This is a genomic window from Enterobacter sp. BNK-18 (assembly GCF_047456135.1).
Taxonomy (GTDB): Bacteria; Pseudomonadota; Gammaproteobacteria; order Enterobacterales; family Enterobacteriaceae; genus Enterobacter; species Enterobacter ludwigii.
Window position 1 is genome coordinate 128,241 of the sequence record NZ_CP179899.1, and the last position, 13,654, is coordinate 141,894.

Annotated in this window: 16 protein-coding genes; 12 read left to right on the forward strand and 4 right to left on the reverse strand. The window is 54.6% G+C overall.

The genetic code is table 11. From position 1 onward, the window contains the following. Positions 1-58: 58 nt before the first annotated feature. Both ACMGG3_RS00610 and acpH read right to left on the reverse strand, forming a co-directional pair. Complete coding sequence (locus tag ACMGG3_RS00610; RefSeq protein ID WP_014168840.1) at positions 59-661, reverse strand: peroxiredoxin; 603 nt, start codon at positions 659-661, stop codon at positions 59-61. Between the two features lie 127 nt (positions 662-788). Continuing rightward, entirely contained in the window at positions 789-1,370 is a 582-nt protein-coding gene (gene acpH, locus ACMGG3_RS00615; protein WP_025204983.1) for an ACP phosphodiesterase, read from the reverse strand. Positions 1,371-1,462: 92 nt separating this feature from the next. Here acpH and queA point away from each other — a divergent pair, with 92 nt between their 5' ends. The 7 genes from queA to ACMGG3_RS00650 all read left to right on the forward strand — a co-directional run bounded on the left by queA (position 1,463) and on the right by ACMGG3_RS00650 (position 8,129). Next, a complete protein-coding gene (gene queA, locus ACMGG3_RS00620; protein WP_032677507.1) occupies positions 1,463-2,533 on the forward strand; it encodes a tRNA preQ1(34) S-adenosylmethionine ribosyltransferase-isomerase QueA in 1,071 nt (356 codons plus the stop codon). Between the two features lie 53 nt (positions 2,534-2,586). Next, positions 2,587-3,714: a tRNA guanosine(34) transglycosylase Tgt gene (tgt, locus tag ACMGG3_RS00625; RefSeq protein WP_020885227.1), complete on the forward strand. Its 1,128-nt coding sequence runs from the start codon at positions 2,587-2,589 to the stop codon at positions 3,712-3,714. A gap of 22 nt (positions 3,715-3,736) precedes the next feature. Further along, complete coding sequence (gene yajC, locus ACMGG3_RS00630; RefSeq protein ID WP_000007630.1) at positions 3,737-4,069, forward strand: preprotein translocase subunit YajC; 333 nt, start codon at positions 3,737-3,739, stop codon at positions 4,067-4,069. Between the two features lie 27 nt (positions 4,070-4,096). Then, positions 4,097-5,944 carry a protein translocase subunit SecD gene (secD, locus tag ACMGG3_RS00635; protein ID WP_014168844.1) on the forward strand — a complete coding sequence of 616 codons (1,848 nt, stop codon included), beginning with the start codon at positions 4,097-4,099 and terminating at the stop codon, positions 5,942-5,944. Positions 5,945-5,954: 10 nt separating this feature from the next. After that, positions 5,955-6,926: a protein translocase subunit SecF gene (gene secF / locus ACMGG3_RS00640; RefSeq protein ID WP_020885225.1), complete on the forward strand. Its 972-nt coding sequence runs from the start codon at positions 5,955-5,957 to the stop codon at positions 6,924-6,926. Positions 6,927-7,068: 142 nt separating this feature from the next. Then, positions 7,069-7,434, forward strand: coding sequence for a VOC family protein (locus ACMGG3_RS00645; RefSeq protein ID WP_020885224.1), 366 nt, complete (start codon positions 7,069-7,071; stop codon positions 7,432-7,434). 14 nt (positions 7,435-7,448) lie between these two features. Beyond that, positions 7,449-8,129, forward strand: a complete 681-nt coding sequence (locus ACMGG3_RS00650; protein WP_063156347.1) for a helix-turn-helix transcriptional regulator — start codon at positions 7,449-7,451, stop codon at positions 8,127-8,129. A 48-nt stretch (positions 8,130-8,177) separates the two neighbouring features. On the opposite strand, the gene ACMGG3_RS00655 is transcribed toward ACMGG3_RS00650, so the two are convergent. Next, on the reverse strand, positions 8,178-9,062 hold the full coding sequence (locus tag ACMGG3_RS00655) for a nucleoside-specific channel-forming protein Tsx (RefSeq protein ID WP_025204975.1): 885 nt from the start codon (positions 9,060-9,062) through the stop codon (positions 8,178-8,180). A 266-nt stretch (positions 9,063-9,328) separates the two neighbouring features. Beyond that, complete coding sequence (locus tag ACMGG3_RS00660; RefSeq protein WP_149376869.1) at positions 9,329-9,868, reverse strand: DUF3251 domain-containing protein; 540 nt, start codon at positions 9,866-9,868, stop codon at positions 9,329-9,331. 152 nt (positions 9,869-10,020) lie between these two features. Here ACMGG3_RS00660 and nrdR point away from each other — a divergent pair, with 152 nt between their 5' ends. The 5 genes from nrdR (at position 10,021) to thiL (ending at position 13,627) form a co-directional block, all read left to right on the forward strand. Next, a complete protein-coding gene (nrdR, locus tag ACMGG3_RS00665; RefSeq protein ID WP_008503337.1) occupies positions 10,021-10,470 on the forward strand; it encodes a transcriptional regulator NrdR in 450 nt (149 codons plus the stop codon). 4 nt (positions 10,471-10,474) lie between these two features. After that, entirely contained in the window at positions 10,475-11,578 is a 1,104-nt protein-coding gene (gene ribD / locus ACMGG3_RS00670) for a bifunctional diaminohydroxyphosphoribosylaminopyrimidine deaminase/5-amino-6-(5-phosphoribosylamino)uracil reductase RibD (RefSeq protein WP_020885222.1), read from the forward strand. Between the two features lie 87 nt (positions 11,579-11,665). Then, a complete protein-coding gene (gene ribE, locus ACMGG3_RS00675; RefSeq protein WP_006176874.1) occupies positions 11,666-12,136 on the forward strand; it encodes a 6,7-dimethyl-8-ribityllumazine synthase in 471 nt (156 codons plus the stop codon). Between the two features lie 21 nt (positions 12,137-12,157). Then, on the forward strand, positions 12,158-12,577 hold the full coding sequence (gene nusB / locus ACMGG3_RS00680) for a transcription antitermination factor NusB (protein ID WP_006809908.1): 420 nt from the start codon (positions 12,158-12,160) through the stop codon (positions 12,575-12,577). A gap of 78 nt (positions 12,578-12,655) precedes the next feature. After that, the gene (thiL, locus tag ACMGG3_RS00685; protein WP_032677510.1) at positions 12,656-13,627 is read left to right on the forward strand and encodes a thiamine-phosphate kinase; all 972 of its coding nucleotides are present in this window, start codon (positions 12,656-12,658) and stop codon (positions 13,625-13,627) included. The last annotated feature ends 27 nt before the right edge of the window (positions 13,628-13,654 follow it).

Sequence of the window (13,654 nt, forward strand, 5' to 3'; positions counted from 1 at the left end):
GAGATCGTACAAAACAAAAAGGCCCGCTGATGCGGGCCTTTTCCGTAAACCGTGCCGATTACAGGCTGGATACGTTCTCAGACAGGTATTTAGCAACGCCGTCCGGAGACGCGTTCATACCTTCTTTACCTTTTTCCCACTGAGCCGGGCACACTTCACCGTGCTCTTCGTGGAACTGCAGCGCGTCAACCATGCGCAGCATTTCGTCGATGTTACGACCCAGTGGCAGATCGTTAACAACCTGGTGACGAACGATGCCGTTTGCGTCGATCAGGAAAGAACCGCGCAGTGCAACACCAGCGTCCGGATGTTCGATACCGTAAGCCTGCTGGATTTCGCGTTTGATGTCCGCAACCATTGCGTATTTCACCGCACCGATGCCGCCTTTGTCGACAGGGGTGTTACGCCATGCGTTGTGTACAAATTCAGAGTCGAAGGAGACGCCTACAACTTCTACGCCACGCTTCTGGAATTCTTCGTAACGTTTGTCGAATGCGATCAGCTCAGACGGGCAAACGAAAGTGAAGTCCATTGGCCAGAAGAACAGAACGGTCGCTTTACCGTTGGTGTGCTGTTTGAAGTTGAAGTTTTCAACGATTTCACCGTTGCCCAGAACTGCTGCAGCTGTAAAATCCGGAGCCGGACGAGTTACCAGAACCATGTGATTCTCCTGTAGATACTAAGGTTATTTGGAACGCAACGCCGCCCAGTATAGAGAGTGTTCATTGATAAGACAAAGAGGCGCTAACAATCGTTCAGCAAGCTTTCACCTATCAATGGCATTTCTGTTATAGCTGTTTGTTTTTCGCCTGGGTCATCATACGCGGATAGAACTGCCAGAACCGCGTCTCCAGCGCCTCGTAGTGGGCGTCCAGGTCATGCCAGGAGTCGCGCAGCGCGTCGAGTCGCGGTCGGCGACTCGCCATCCCGTTTAACACATTCTGTATAAAGTCCATCTCGCGATAGCGCTCAAGCCAGCGTTCTGACCAGAGATAGTTATTCAGATTCACAAAGCGCGGCGGCGAATCCGGCAAAATAATGGACACCTGCTGGTGGGCATAGCGCACGAACGCGTTTAGGGGCATCTCAGGAGAGAGTGTTTCCCAGTGCCGCGAGAGGAAATGGTCCCACATTACATCGAGCGTGATCGGTGCGACGCGCCGCGTTTCAGGGCGGAACCACGCTTTGGCTTCCTGGACTTCCGGCAGGTTATCGGTCAGTACGTCGATACGGCGATGCATAAAAATCCCGTCGACAACCTCTGCGGAGTACGCGTCGGCGGGATTACCGCGCACGAAATCGGCCAGCAGATTGCCGGAAAGAGAGCTGTCAGCGAGATGAGCAAGATGCAGGTGAGCGAGAAAATTCATGCGTTTTATTTGTCCAGGGGCGGCTAGTTGTTGCAGCAAAAGGGTGTGAGCACTAGACTATGCCGCCTGTTTTTAAGTCACGAGTATACGTCATGCGCGTCGCCGATTTCTCCTTTGAACTACCTGAATCCCTGATTGCTCACTACCCAATGCCTGAGCGCAGTAGCTGTCGTTTGCTGTCACTGGATGGGCCGACGGGCGAGCTGACGCACGGTACTTTCACCGATTTGCTCGACAAGCTCAACCCTGGCGATCTGCTGGTCTTTAACAATACCCGCGTGATCCCGGCGCGTCTGTTTGGCCGTAAAGCCAGCGGCGGCAAGATTGAAGTGCTGGTCGAACGTATGCTTGATGATAAACGTATTCTGGCACATATTCGCGCCTCTAAAGCGCCGAAGCCGGGTGCAGAGCTGCTGCTTGGCGATGATGAGAGCATCCGTGCAACCATGACCGCGCGTCACGATGCGCTGTTTGAGGTGGCGTTCAATGACGAGCGCACGGTGCTCGACATTCTGAATGCGATCGGCCATATGCCGCTGCCCCCTTACATCGAGCGCCCGGACGAAGAGGCTGACCGCGAGCTGTACCAGACCGTTTACAGCCAGAAACCTGGCGCGGTTGCCGCGCCGACGGCGGGCCTGCATTTTGATGAACCGCTGCTGGAAAAATTGCGCGCGAAAGGCATCGAGATGGCCTTCGTGACCCTGCATGTCGGTGCGGGTACGTTCCAGCCGGTGCGTGTGGACAGCATCGAAGACCACATCATGCACTCCGAATATGCCGAAGTGCCGCAAGAGGTGGTGGATGCCGTTCTGGCCGCCAAAGCACGCGGTAACCGCGTTGTGGCAGTGGGCACCACGTCGGTACGCTCCCTTGAGAGCGCCGCGCAGGCCGCCAAAAATGACCTGATTGAGCCTTTCTTTGGCGATACGCAGATCTTTATCTACCCGGGCTATCAGTACAACGTGATTGATGCCCTGGTAACCAACTTCCATCTGCCTGAATCAACGCTGATTATGCTGGTGTCCGCTTTTGCGGGTTATCAGCACACCATGGCGGCGTACAAGTCTGCGGTAGAACAAAAATATCGCTTTTTTAGCTACGGGGACGCGATGTTTATCACGTACAATCCGCAGGCTTTGAATGAGCGTGTCGGGGAATAAGTCCGCGGCACCGTTTTACAACGTTGGACTGTTTTTCTGACGTCGGAGAAAAAATGAAATTTGAACTTGATACCACCGATGGTCGCGCACGTCGCGGCCGCCTGGTGTTTGATCGCGGCGTGGTGGAAACCCCCGCGTTTATGCCTGTGGGCACCTACGGCACCGTAAAAGGGATGACGCCGGAAGAAGTGGAAGCCACTGGCGCACAGATTATCCTCGGCAATACCTTCCACCTGTGGCTGCGTCCTGGTCAGGAGATCATGAAGCTGCACGGCGATTTGCATGACTTCATGCAGTGGAAAGGCCCGATCCTGACCGACTCCGGTGGTTTCCAGGTCTTCAGCCTGGGCGACATCCGTAAGATCACCGAGCAGGGCGTACACTTCCGTAACCCGATCAACGGCGATCCGATTTTCCTCGATCCTGAAAAGTCTATGGAGATTCAGTACGATCTCGGCTCTGATATCGTGATGATCTTCGATGAATGTACGCCATACCCGGCCGACTGGGATTACGCGAAACGCTCCATGGAGATGTCGTTGCGCTGGGCGAAGCGTAGCCGTGACCGCTTTGACTCCCTGCAGAACAAAAATGCGCTGTTCGGTATTATCCAGGGCAGCGTTTACGAAGATTTACGCGATATCTCTGTTAAAGGTCTGGTAGAGATAGGTTTTGATGGCTACGCTGTCGGCGGTTTGGCTGTGGGTGAACCGAAGGAAGACATGCATCGCATTCTGGAGCATGTCTGCCCGCAAATCCCGGCAGATAAACCCCGTTACCTGATGGGTGTGGGTAAACCTGAGGACCTGGTTGAAGGTGTGCGCCGCGGCATTGATATGTTCGACTGCGTTATGCCAACCCGCAACGCGCGTAACGGTCATCTGTTTGTGACCGATGGCGTGGTGAAAATCCGTAACGCGAAGCATAAGAGTGACACCAGCCCGCTCGATTCCGAGTGCGATTGCTACACCTGTCGCAATTATTCTCGCGCGTACCTGCATCATCTTGATCGTTGCAATGAGATTTTGGGCGCGCGTCTCAATACCATTCATAATCTTCGTTATTATCAGCGCTTAATGGCTGGTTTACGCAAGGCTATTGAAGAGGGTAAATTAGAGAGCTTCGTGACCGATTTTTACCAACGTCAGGGTCGAACCGTTCCACCTTTGAACGTTGATTAATTTTAATAATGAGGGAATTTGAATGAGCTTTTTTATTTCTGATGCGGTAGCGGCAACAGGTGCTCCGGCGCAGGGCAGCCCGATGTCTCTGATTCTGATGCTGGTTGTGTTCGGTCTGATCTTCTACTTCATGATCCTGCGCCCACAGCAGAAGCGTACCAAAGAGCACAAAAAGCTGATGGACTCCATTGCCAAAGGTGATGAAGTGCTGACCAACGGTGGTCTGGTCGGTCGCGTAACCAAAGTGGCTGAAAGTGGCTACATTGCTATTGCCCTGAACGACACCACTGAAGTGGTTATCAAACGTGACTTCGTAGCTGCCGTTCTGCCGAAAGGCACCATGAAGGCGCTGTAATCCCAACTTTTCCCAAAGGGAACTGCCGTGTTAAACCGTTATCCTTTGTGGAAGTACATCATGCTGGTCGCCGTGATTCTCGTCGGCCTGCTGTACGCGCTTCCCAACCTGTATGGTGAGGATCCGGCTGTTCAAATCACTGGCGCGCGCGGTGTCGCCGCCAGTGAGCAAACGCTGATCCAGGTCCAGAAATCGTTACAAGAAGAAAAAATTACCGCTAAGTCTGTGGCTCTGGAAGAGGGCGCAATTCTTGCTCGCTTCGACACCACCGACACGCAGCTCCGCGCTCGCGAAGTGCTGATGGGCGTGCTGGGTGATAAATACGTCGTGGCGCTTAACCTTGCTCCTGCAACCCCGCGTTGGCTGGCTGCGTTGAATGCAGAGCCAATGAAACTCGGTCTTGACCTGCGTGGCGGTGTTCACTTCCTGATGGAAGTGGATATGGATACCGCGCTCGGCAAACTGCAGGAACAAAACATCGACAGCCTGCGCAGCGATCTGCGCGAAAAAGGCATTGCTTACACTACCGTTCGTAAAGAAGATAACTACGGTATGAGCATCACGTTCCGCGACAGCGCGGCGCGCGATCAGGCTGTAGATTACCTGACTCAACGTCACCGTGACCTCGTGATCACCTCTCAGGGCAGCAACCAGCTGCGCGCGGTGATGACCGATGCTCGCCTGAAAGAAGCCCGTGAATACGCCGTTCAGCAGAACATCAATATTCTGCGTAACCGTGTAAACCAGCTGGGGGTTGCTGAGCCACTGGTACAGCGTCAGGGTGCTGACCGTATCGTGGTGGAACTCCCGGGTATTCAGGACACGGCACGTGCGAAAGAGATTCTGGGGGCAACTGCTACGCTGGAATTCCGTCTGGTTAACTCCAACGTCGATCAGTCCGCTGCCGCCGCTGGCCGTATTCCGGGCGATTCGGAAGTGAAACAGACCCGCGAAGGTCAGCCAGTTGTGCTGTACAAACGCGTGATCCTGACCGGTGACCACATCACCGACTCCACATCCAGCCAGGACGAATACAACCAGCCGCAGGTTAACATCTCGCTGGATAGCGCGGGTGGTAACATCATGTCTAACTTCACCAAGGACAACATCGGTAAACCGATGGCGACCCTGTTCGTGGAGTACAAAGACAGCGGTAAGAAAGATGCAAACGGCCGCGCGGTGCTGGTGAAAGAGGAAGAGGTGATTAACATCGCCAACATCCAGTCTCGTCTGGGTAACAGCTTCCGCATCACCGGTATCAACAACCCGAACGAAGCGCGTCAGCTTTCACTGCTGCTGCGTGCCGGTGCGCTGATTGCACCGATTCAGATTGTTGAAGAACGTACCATTGGTCCAACGCTGGGGATGCAAAACATCAAGCAGGGTCTGGAAGCGTGTCTGGCCGGTCTGGTGGTCTCCATCCTCTTCATGATCTTCTTCTATAAGAAGTTTGGTCTGATTGCGACAAGCGCACTGGTTGCGAACCTGGTGCTGATTATCGGCATCATGTCTCTGCTGCCGGGGGCGACGCTGACCATGCCGGGGATTGCCGGTATCGTCTTAACCCTTGCGGTGGCGGTCGACGCCAACGTACTGATAAACGAACGTATCAAAGAAGAGTTAAGCAACGGTCGCTCTGTTCAGCAGGCGATTGACGAAGGCTACAAAGGGGCATTCAGCTCCATCTTCGATGCGAACGTAACAACACTGATTAAGGTTCTTATCCTGTATGCAGTGGGGACTGGCGCTATCAAAGGCTTTGCGATCACCACCGGTATCGGTGTTGCAACGTCAATGTTTACCGCTATTGTCGGCACCCGTGCCATCGTGAACCTGCTGTATGGCGGCAAGCGCGTCAAAAAGCTGTCTATCTGAGGAGTGCGTTGTGGCACAGGAATATACTGTTGAACAATTGAACCACGGCCGTAAAGTCTGGGACTTTATGCGCTGGGACTACTGGGCTTTCGGCATTTCAGGTTTACTGCTGATCCTCTCCCTTATCGTGATGGGCGTGAAAGGCTTTAACTGGGGTCTTGATTTCACCGGTGGTACGGTAATTGAGATCTCCCTGGAAAAACCGGTCGATATGGACCAGATGCGCCAGTCTCTGCAGAAAGCGGGCTTTGAAGAGCCGTTGCTACAGAACTTCGGCAGCAGCCGTGACATCATGGTGCGTATGCCGCCGGTGCACGATGCGAACGGCAGCCAGGAGCTGGGCAGCAAGGTTGTTAACGTGGTTAACGAAACAACCAACCAGCATGCGACGGTTAAGCGTATCGAGTTCGTCGGGCCAAGCGTAGGTGCTGACCTGGCGCAAACTGGTGCGATGGCGCTGCTGGTGGCTTTGATCTCCATTCTGGTGTACGTCGGTTTCCGCTTTGAGTGGCGACTGGCGGCGGGTGTGGTTATCGCCCTGGCGCACGACGTGGTGATCACCATGGGCATACTGTCTCTGTTCCACATTGAGATTGACCTGACAATCGTGGCATCCCTGATGTCCGTTATCGGTTACTCACTGAACGACAGTATCGTGGTATCTGACCGTATTCGTGAAAACTTCCGTAAGATCCGTCGCGGTACGCCGTACGAAATCTTTAACGTGTCGTTGACCCAGACGCTGCACCGTACGTTGATCACATCCGGAACCACCTTGATGGTGATCCTGATGCTGTTCCTCTTCGGTGGCCCGGTACTGGAAGGCTTCTCGCTGACCATGCTGATCGGTGTCTCTATCGGTACGGCTTCGTCTATCTACGTCGCCTCCGCACTGGCACTGAAACTTGGCATGAAGCGCGAGCACCTGCTCCAGCAGAAAGTCGAGAAAGAAGGGGCGGATCAGCCGTCTATTCTGCCGTAAGACGACGTGTCGTTCGTTCCCGAAATCCCGGTCTGTTGACCGGGATTTTTTTTATCTGCTCCTGCCAAACACTCCTGACAGTATGCTGTCAGGAGCCCTGTCGTAGACTCTTTTCGAACCCAAACAACAGGCAGGAGGATGTATGAAAAGTGTGATTAACTGGTTTGAAATTCCGGTCGCCGATATGGATCGCGCTATCAAATTTTATGAACCCGTGATGCAGGTACAGCTGAGACGAGAGAAAATGGATGTGGCTGAGTTAGCCGTTTTCCCGCATGACGATCCGGCCACCGGCGGCGCGCTGGCAAAATTTGAGGGCATTACACCGTCCGTACAGGGCGCTATTATTTACCTGCATACTGACAACCTGGCGGCAACGCTCGATCGCATCGCGTCTGCGGGTGGCGAGTGCGTGTTTGGCCCGCTGGAATTGCCGCGTGGCATTGGCACCATAGCCTTGTTTACCGACAGCGAAGGTAATCGCGTCGGCCTCCATCAACCTGCCTGAGAGCTGAATACGATATGACCCGACGCGCTGACCGTTTGTTTCAGATTGTGCAGATCCTGAGAGGCAGGCGTCTGACAACGGCAGCGCATCTGGCGGACAGGTTGAGCGTATCGGAACGGACCGTATACCGTGATATCCGCGACCTGTCGCTTTCCGGCGTGCCAGTGGAAGGGGAGGCGGGAAGCGGCTATCGGCTGATGTCGGGTTTTGACTTACCTCCGCTGATGCTGACGAACAAAGAATCTGAAGCGCTGATGGTCGCCATCCGTCTGCTTAAAACCTGGGGGGGCGACTCGCTCTCGCGTGAGCTTGAGTCGGCGCAGGAGAAGGTACTGGCGATCCTGCCCGAGGAGAGCCGACGTAAGGCGGAGCAGACGCGAATATATGCGCCGGATATTGCGCTTCAGCCGCATTCGCGCAGCGACTTTGATGTTATTCATCAGGCTATTTCTGCCCAGTGCGTACTGGCGCTGCATTATCGTGATGAAGCCGGGCATCTGACATGGCGCGACATTCAGCCGCTGGGGCTGTTCTTCTGGGGAGAACACTGGCTGCTGGCCGCGTGGTGTGAACGGCGTGATGACTACCGCTGCTTCCGGCTCGACAGGTGTCTGAATATTACGCTCACGCCGAGGCGTTTTAGCGAAAGCGCGGAGCGATCGCTGGCGGATTTTCTGCGTAAGGTGAAGCAATAAAAAAGCCAGCATATCAGCTGGCTTTGTCCGTTTTTGCCTTCTTTCACATCAGAAGTTGTAACCGACAACCAGGTAACCACCCCAGCCGGTAGAACGTACGCTGAAGTCGCCATTGCCGAAGTTCAGGCTTGCGTCATCGTTCCACTGACCGCCGTTATGCCAGTAACGCGCAACAACGGAGTAGTGCCAGTGATCGTAGTTCAGCGCCAGGATGTGGCTGGAGGCGATGGAGTCGTTGGTACGCGCTTTCTTACCGTTCAGATCACGGAAGTCGTTGTCGCCCAGGTCTGAACCCCAGTCAAAGTTGGTGAAACCGATATAGCTCAGGTTACCGCCCCACAGCTGGGTAATTGGCACAAAGTATTTCACTTTGAAACGGTAGCCATCCCACTCGTTTTCGTTCGCGGCACCGTAGTTCTGCCACTGGTATTTCGCATAGACGTTCAGGGACAGGCTCATTGGCAGACCGGTATCGATGTCGGTACCCAGACCCATATACCAGGTGCTCTGACGACCGGACGCGTTACGGCCCATGTCGTAGATGTAGTTGTTCGCGAAGTACCACTCTTTGAATGGACCAAACGCCAGGCTGGTGCCCGTCAGCTTATCAATGGAGAAGCGGGGTTCGATCTCCATGAACAGGGGGGAACCGTGGTTCCAGATACCTTTCGCATCGGTGTTACCGCCGAAGAAGACCGGTGCATCCATATAGCCGTAGAAATCGAACCAGTCTTTCTTGGCGAAGGCTTCGTACTCCAGGTAGGTATCGTTGCGGATCTGTGGTCCGAAACGGGTGTGATAGCTGCCAACCACGTTAACGCTCTGGTGCCACCAGTCGGAGAGGTATTGTGGTTTATCGTTTTCCGCTGCGTTAACAGTGAAAGTGGAGGAGAGTGCCAGCACGGCGCCAGCCGCGAGTAATGTTTTTTTCATAATCATGCCACTGATTGAAATTCCCTTCCGGGAGTGAAAAATGCGCGAATTGCGTTTCTAAATATTTCGTGTTTCTGCGGAGCCTATTATAGGAATCCTTGCTCACAAAAATATGTGTTGTTTCACATATCTCTCACACGCGTAATCGATTGCGTTCACGTTTGCGTACTTTAAACGGCGGGGATTGTAGCGGCAATGATTTCTGTTGCCAATCTTTGCGGATTGTAAATGTTAGCGGAGTGACATTGCACTCCGCTGAAAGGGGATTACTGCGCGGCGGGCTGGATATCGTGAATGCGGATGAAACCTAACTGATCCGGCGTAAGTCCGTTCAGCTGGATCGGAATGTCAACATCGCTCGGGGCCAGCACGCTGGCGGGAGCGGTGAACAGCTGGCTCTTCACGTTCACTTCCTGATAGTTCTCGGTGGTGCCCTGAATCTGCCCCCACTCGACGGTGCCGCTAAAGGCTGGCAGAGGATCGTTGGATTCCCCCTGAATGCGTAATGTTGCGCGAGTACCATCCGCATTGGCTGCCACGTTAACCAACGACATTTTCAGCGTGCCAATCTGGCTGCTAAGGCGCGCCGGGGTGTTAGACCCGGGCAGCAGATAAACCCCGCTGCTGGATTTGGCATTCAGCGCGTTTTGCTGGGTGATCTTCACGGTTTCTTTGTTCAGTTTGTCCATCGCGGTATTGAGCGTATTCACGCTTTGTTTCATTTGACGGACTTCGGTTTGCTGTGCACAGGCGCTAAGGGTAAACAGACTCCCCACCAGCAATATTTTCAGGTAACGTCTTGTCATTGCGTTTATTTCCTTGAAATAACGGATCTCCGTAATGGTAGCCAGCATCACATCAACAGGCATAGATCCTTTGTCTCAAAAAGCTCTTCCTTTGTTGTCAGGCCAGATCAGGGTAAAATGAAAATCAGTTAACCACATAACAGGGATACCGTATGCATTGCCCATTCTGCTCCGCTGTGGATACCAAAGTTATCGACTCTCGCCTTGTGGGCGAAGGGTCTTCCGTACGCCGCCGCCGGCAATGTCTGGTGTGCAACGAGCGTTTCACGACCTTTGAGGTTGCAGAGCTGGTAATGCCGCGCGTGGTAAAAAGTAACGACGTGCGTGAGCCGTTTAACGAAGAGAAACTGCGCAGCGGGATGCTCAAGGCGCTGGAAAAACGGCCTGTCAGTGCAGATGACGTCGAAATGGCGTTAAACCACATAAAATCTTACCTTCGTGGTTTGGGTGAGCGCGAGGTGCCAAGCAAAATGATTGGCAACCTGGTGATGGAGCAACTGAAAAAGCTCGATAAGGTCGCCTATATCCGCTTCGCCTCTGTGTACCGCAGTTTCGAAGATATCAAAGAGTTTGGCGAAGAGATCGCCCGCTTACAGGATTAAGCTCATGCAGGATGAGATTTACATGGCGCGAGCCATGAAGCTGGCGCAGCGCGGTCGTTTTACCACCCATCCCAACCCTAACGTCGGGTGCGTCATTGTCAACGATGGCGAGATCGTGGGCGAAGGGTTTCACTACCGCGCCGGTGAGCCCCATGCCGAAGTTCATGCCCTGCGCATGGCCGGCGAAAAGGCGCGCGGTGCAACGGCCTACGTGACGCTGGAACCCTGCAGCCACCATGGCCGTACCCCGCCGTGCTGCGAAGCACTGATTGCAGCGGGTGTCGCGCGCGTTGTCGCGGCGATGCAGGATCCCAATCCGCAGGTTGCCGGACGCGGCCTGTATCGACTCCAGCAGGAAGGAGTTGATGTCAGTCACGGTCTGATGATGCAGGATGCAGAAGCGATCAACAAAGGCTTCCTGAAGCGCATGCGCACCGGGTTCCCGTACATTCAGCTTAAGCTTGGGGCCTCACTGGATGGTCGCACGGCGATGGCGAACGGCGAGAGCCAGTGGATCACCTCTGCGCAGGCAAGGCGCGATGTGCAACGTCTGCGCGCGCAAAGCCATGCTATCCTCACCAGCAGTGAAACGGTTCTGGCTGATAATCCTGCCATGACCGTGCGCTGGGATGAACTGAATGCCGATACCCAGGCGTGCTACCCGCAGGAAAACCTGCGTCAGCCGCTGCGTATTGTCATCGATAGCCAGAATCGCATCACGCCTGCGCACCGCATCGTGCAACAGCCGGGCGAAACCTGGATTGCACGCACGCAGGACGATGCGCGTGAATGGCCGCAAGGCGTACGCAGCATCATGGTGCCAGAGCATAACGGGCACCTCGACTTAGTGGTGCTGATGATGCTGCTTGGTAAGCAACAGGTGAACAGTATCTGGGTAGAAGCGGGGCCGACGCTGGCCGGCGCGCTGCTGCAGGCCGGGCTGGTGGATGAGCTGATTGTCTACGTAGCACCTAAACTGTTGGGTAACGATGCGCGTGGTCTGTTTGTGCTGCCGGGTCTTGAAAAACTTGGTGATGCACCGCAACTCAAATTTAGCGAGATTCGTCCGGTGGGCCCGGATGTCTGCCTCCATTTAACGCCAGCGTAATTGCTCCTGAAATAGGGAAGCAGTGCGCAAAGTATTATGATAAAATCCGCCCCCCTGCGGGGCCAAATGAACCCGTAAAGGAAGAGTATGAACATTATTGAAGCTGCTGTAGCTACCCCGGACGCTCGCGTCGCCATCACCATTGCGCGTTTCAACAACTTCATCAACGACAGCCTGCTGGAAGGTGCCATTGACGCCCTGAAACGTATCGGCCAGGTTAAAGATGACAACATTACCGTTGTTTGGGTTCCAGGTGCTTATGAACTGCCACTGGCAGCGGGCGCGCTGGCGAAAACCGGTAAATACGACGCGGTGATTGCGCTGGGTACCGTTATTCGTGGTGGCACTGCACACTTCGAATACGTTGCAGGCGGTGCAAGCAATGGTCTGGCACACGTTGCGCAGGATGCAGAAATTCCTGTCGCGTTTGGCGTGCTGACTACCGAAAGTATTGAACAAGCCATTGAGCGCGCTGGTACCAAAGCCGGTAACAAAGGTGCAGAAGCTGCACTGACCGCGCTTGAAATGATCAATGTGTTGAAAGCCATTAAGGCCTGATTTTTTTGTAAGGGGAATTCCGTGAAACCTGCTGCTCGTCGCCGCGCCCGTGAATGTGCCGTCCAGGCACTTTACTCCTGGCAGTTGTCCCAGAACGACATCGCTGATGTTGAATACCAGTTCCTGTCAGAACAGGACGTGAAAGACGTTGACGTTCTGTACTTCCGTGAACTGCTGTCGGGAGTGGCGACTAATAGCGCGTATCTCGATGGTCTGATGAAGCCATACCTGTCCCGTCTGCTCGAAGAGCTGGGTCAGGTTGAGAAAGCAGTGTTGCGTATCGCGCTGTTTGAGTTGTCTAAACGTGATGATGTGCCGTACAAAGTGGCCATCAACGAAGCGATCGAACTGGCGAAAACCTTCGGCGCTGAAGACAGCCATAAATTTGTAAACGGCGTGCTGGATAAAGCCGCACCTGCGATCCGTCCCCACAAAAAGTGATCCGCAAACCGGAGTTTTGCATTGCCTGCCGGGCAGTGCGGCTCCGGTTTTTTTATTTAATTTGCTGAGGCATAACGTATGGCATGCGGCGAATTCTCCCTGATTGCCCGTTATTTCGACCGTGTCAGAACCTCTCGTCTTGATGTTGAAACCGGCATTGGCGATGACTGCGCACTTCTCAATATTCCCGAAAAACAGACGCTGGCAATCAGCACTGACACCTTAGTGTGCGGACGTCATTTTTTACCTGATATCGATCCCGCCGATCTGGCGTATAAAGCGCTGGCGGTCAACGTAAGCGATTTAGCGGCCATGGGCGCCGATCCCGCGTGGCTGACGCTGGCGTTGACGTTGCCCGAGGTGGATGAAGACTGGCTTGAAGCCTTTAGCGATGCGCTGTTTGATCAGCTCAACTACTACGATATGCAGCTGATCGGCGGTGACACCACTGCCGGGCCGCTGTCGATGACGCTTGCGATCCACGGCTATGTCCCGCTGGGCCGGGCGCTTAAACGCTCGGGCGCAAAGCCAGGTGACTGGATCTACGTGACCGGCACGCCGGGCGACAGCGCCGCAGGGCTGGCGATCCTCCAGGACCGCTTACGCGTCAAGGATACCGACGATGCGGCATATCTGGTGAAACGCCATCTGCGCCCAACGCCGCGTATTTTGCACGGCCAGGCGCTGCGCGAGCGGGCAAGCTCGGCTATCGATCTCTCTGACGGGCTTATCTCCGATCTCGGCCATATTCTGAAGGCCAGCGGTGTGGGCGCGCGCGTAGATCTGGATCTGTTCCCACTGTCAGAGCCATTGCTTCGCCATGTGGAACCTGAGCAGGCTCTGCGCTGGGCGCTCTCCGGCGGCGAAGATTATGAGCTGTGCTTTACCGTACCGGAGCTGAACCGGGGAACGCTGGACGTGGCGCTAGCTCACCTTGGGGCGAAGTTTACCTGTATCGGACAGATTATGCCGGAAAGCGAAGGGCTGAAATTTGTGCGTGATGGCGCGCCGGTTACGCTTGACTGGAAGGGTTACGACCACTTTGCGTGATTCGTCTGCCGGGTAGCGCTGCGCTTA

What these genes read in the sequence shown, in the direction of transcription:
- ACMGG3_RS00655 (WP_025204975.1), bottom strand. Translation starts at nt 9,062, where the DNA reads ATGAAAAAAACATTACTCGCGGCTGGCGCCGTGCTGGCACTCTCCTCC.
- ACMGG3_RS00610 (WP_014168840.1), bottom strand. Translation starts at nt 661, where the DNA reads ATGGTTCTGGTAACTCGTCCGGCTCCGGATTTTACAGCTGCAGCAGTT.
- ACMGG3_RS00650 (WP_063156347.1), top strand. Translation starts at nt 7,449, where the DNA reads ATGACCCGACGCGCTGACCGTTTGTTTCAGATTGTGCAGATCCTGAGA.
- queA (WP_032677507.1), top strand. Translation starts at nt 1,463, where the DNA reads ATGCGCGTCGCCGATTTCTCCTTTGAACTACCTGAATCCCTGATTGCT.
- acpH (WP_025204983.1), bottom strand. Translation starts at nt 1,370, where the DNA reads ATGAATTTTCTCGCTCACCTGCATCTTGCTCATCTCGCTGACAGCTCT.
- thiL (WP_032677510.1), top strand. Translation starts at nt 12,656, where the DNA reads ATGGCATGCGGCGAATTCTCCCTGATTGCCCGTTATTTCGACCGTGTC.
- ACMGG3_RS00660 (WP_149376869.1), bottom strand. Translation starts at nt 9,868, where the DNA reads ATGACAAGACGTTACCTGAAAATATTGCTGGTGGGGAGTCTGTTTACC.
- ribD (WP_020885222.1), top strand. Translation starts at nt 10,475, where the DNA reads ATGCAGGATGAGATTTACATGGCGCGAGCCATGAAGCTGGCGCAGCGC.
- nrdR (WP_008503337.1), top strand. Translation starts at nt 10,021, where the DNA reads ATGCATTGCCCATTCTGCTCCGCTGTGGATACCAAAGTTATCGACTCT.
- yajC (WP_000007630.1), top strand. Translation starts at nt 3,737, where the DNA reads ATGAGCTTTTTTATTTCTGATGCGGTAGCGGCAACAGGTGCTCCGGCG.
- ACMGG3_RS00645 (WP_020885224.1), top strand. Translation starts at nt 7,069, where the DNA reads ATGAAAAGTGTGATTAACTGGTTTGAAATTCCGGTCGCCGATATGGAT.
- tgt (WP_020885227.1), top strand. Translation starts at nt 2,587, where the DNA reads ATGAAATTTGAACTTGATACCACCGATGGTCGCGCACGTCGCGGCCGC.
- ribE (WP_006176874.1), top strand. Translation starts at nt 11,666, where the DNA reads ATGAACATTATTGAAGCTGCTGTAGCTACCCCGGACGCTCGCGTCGCC.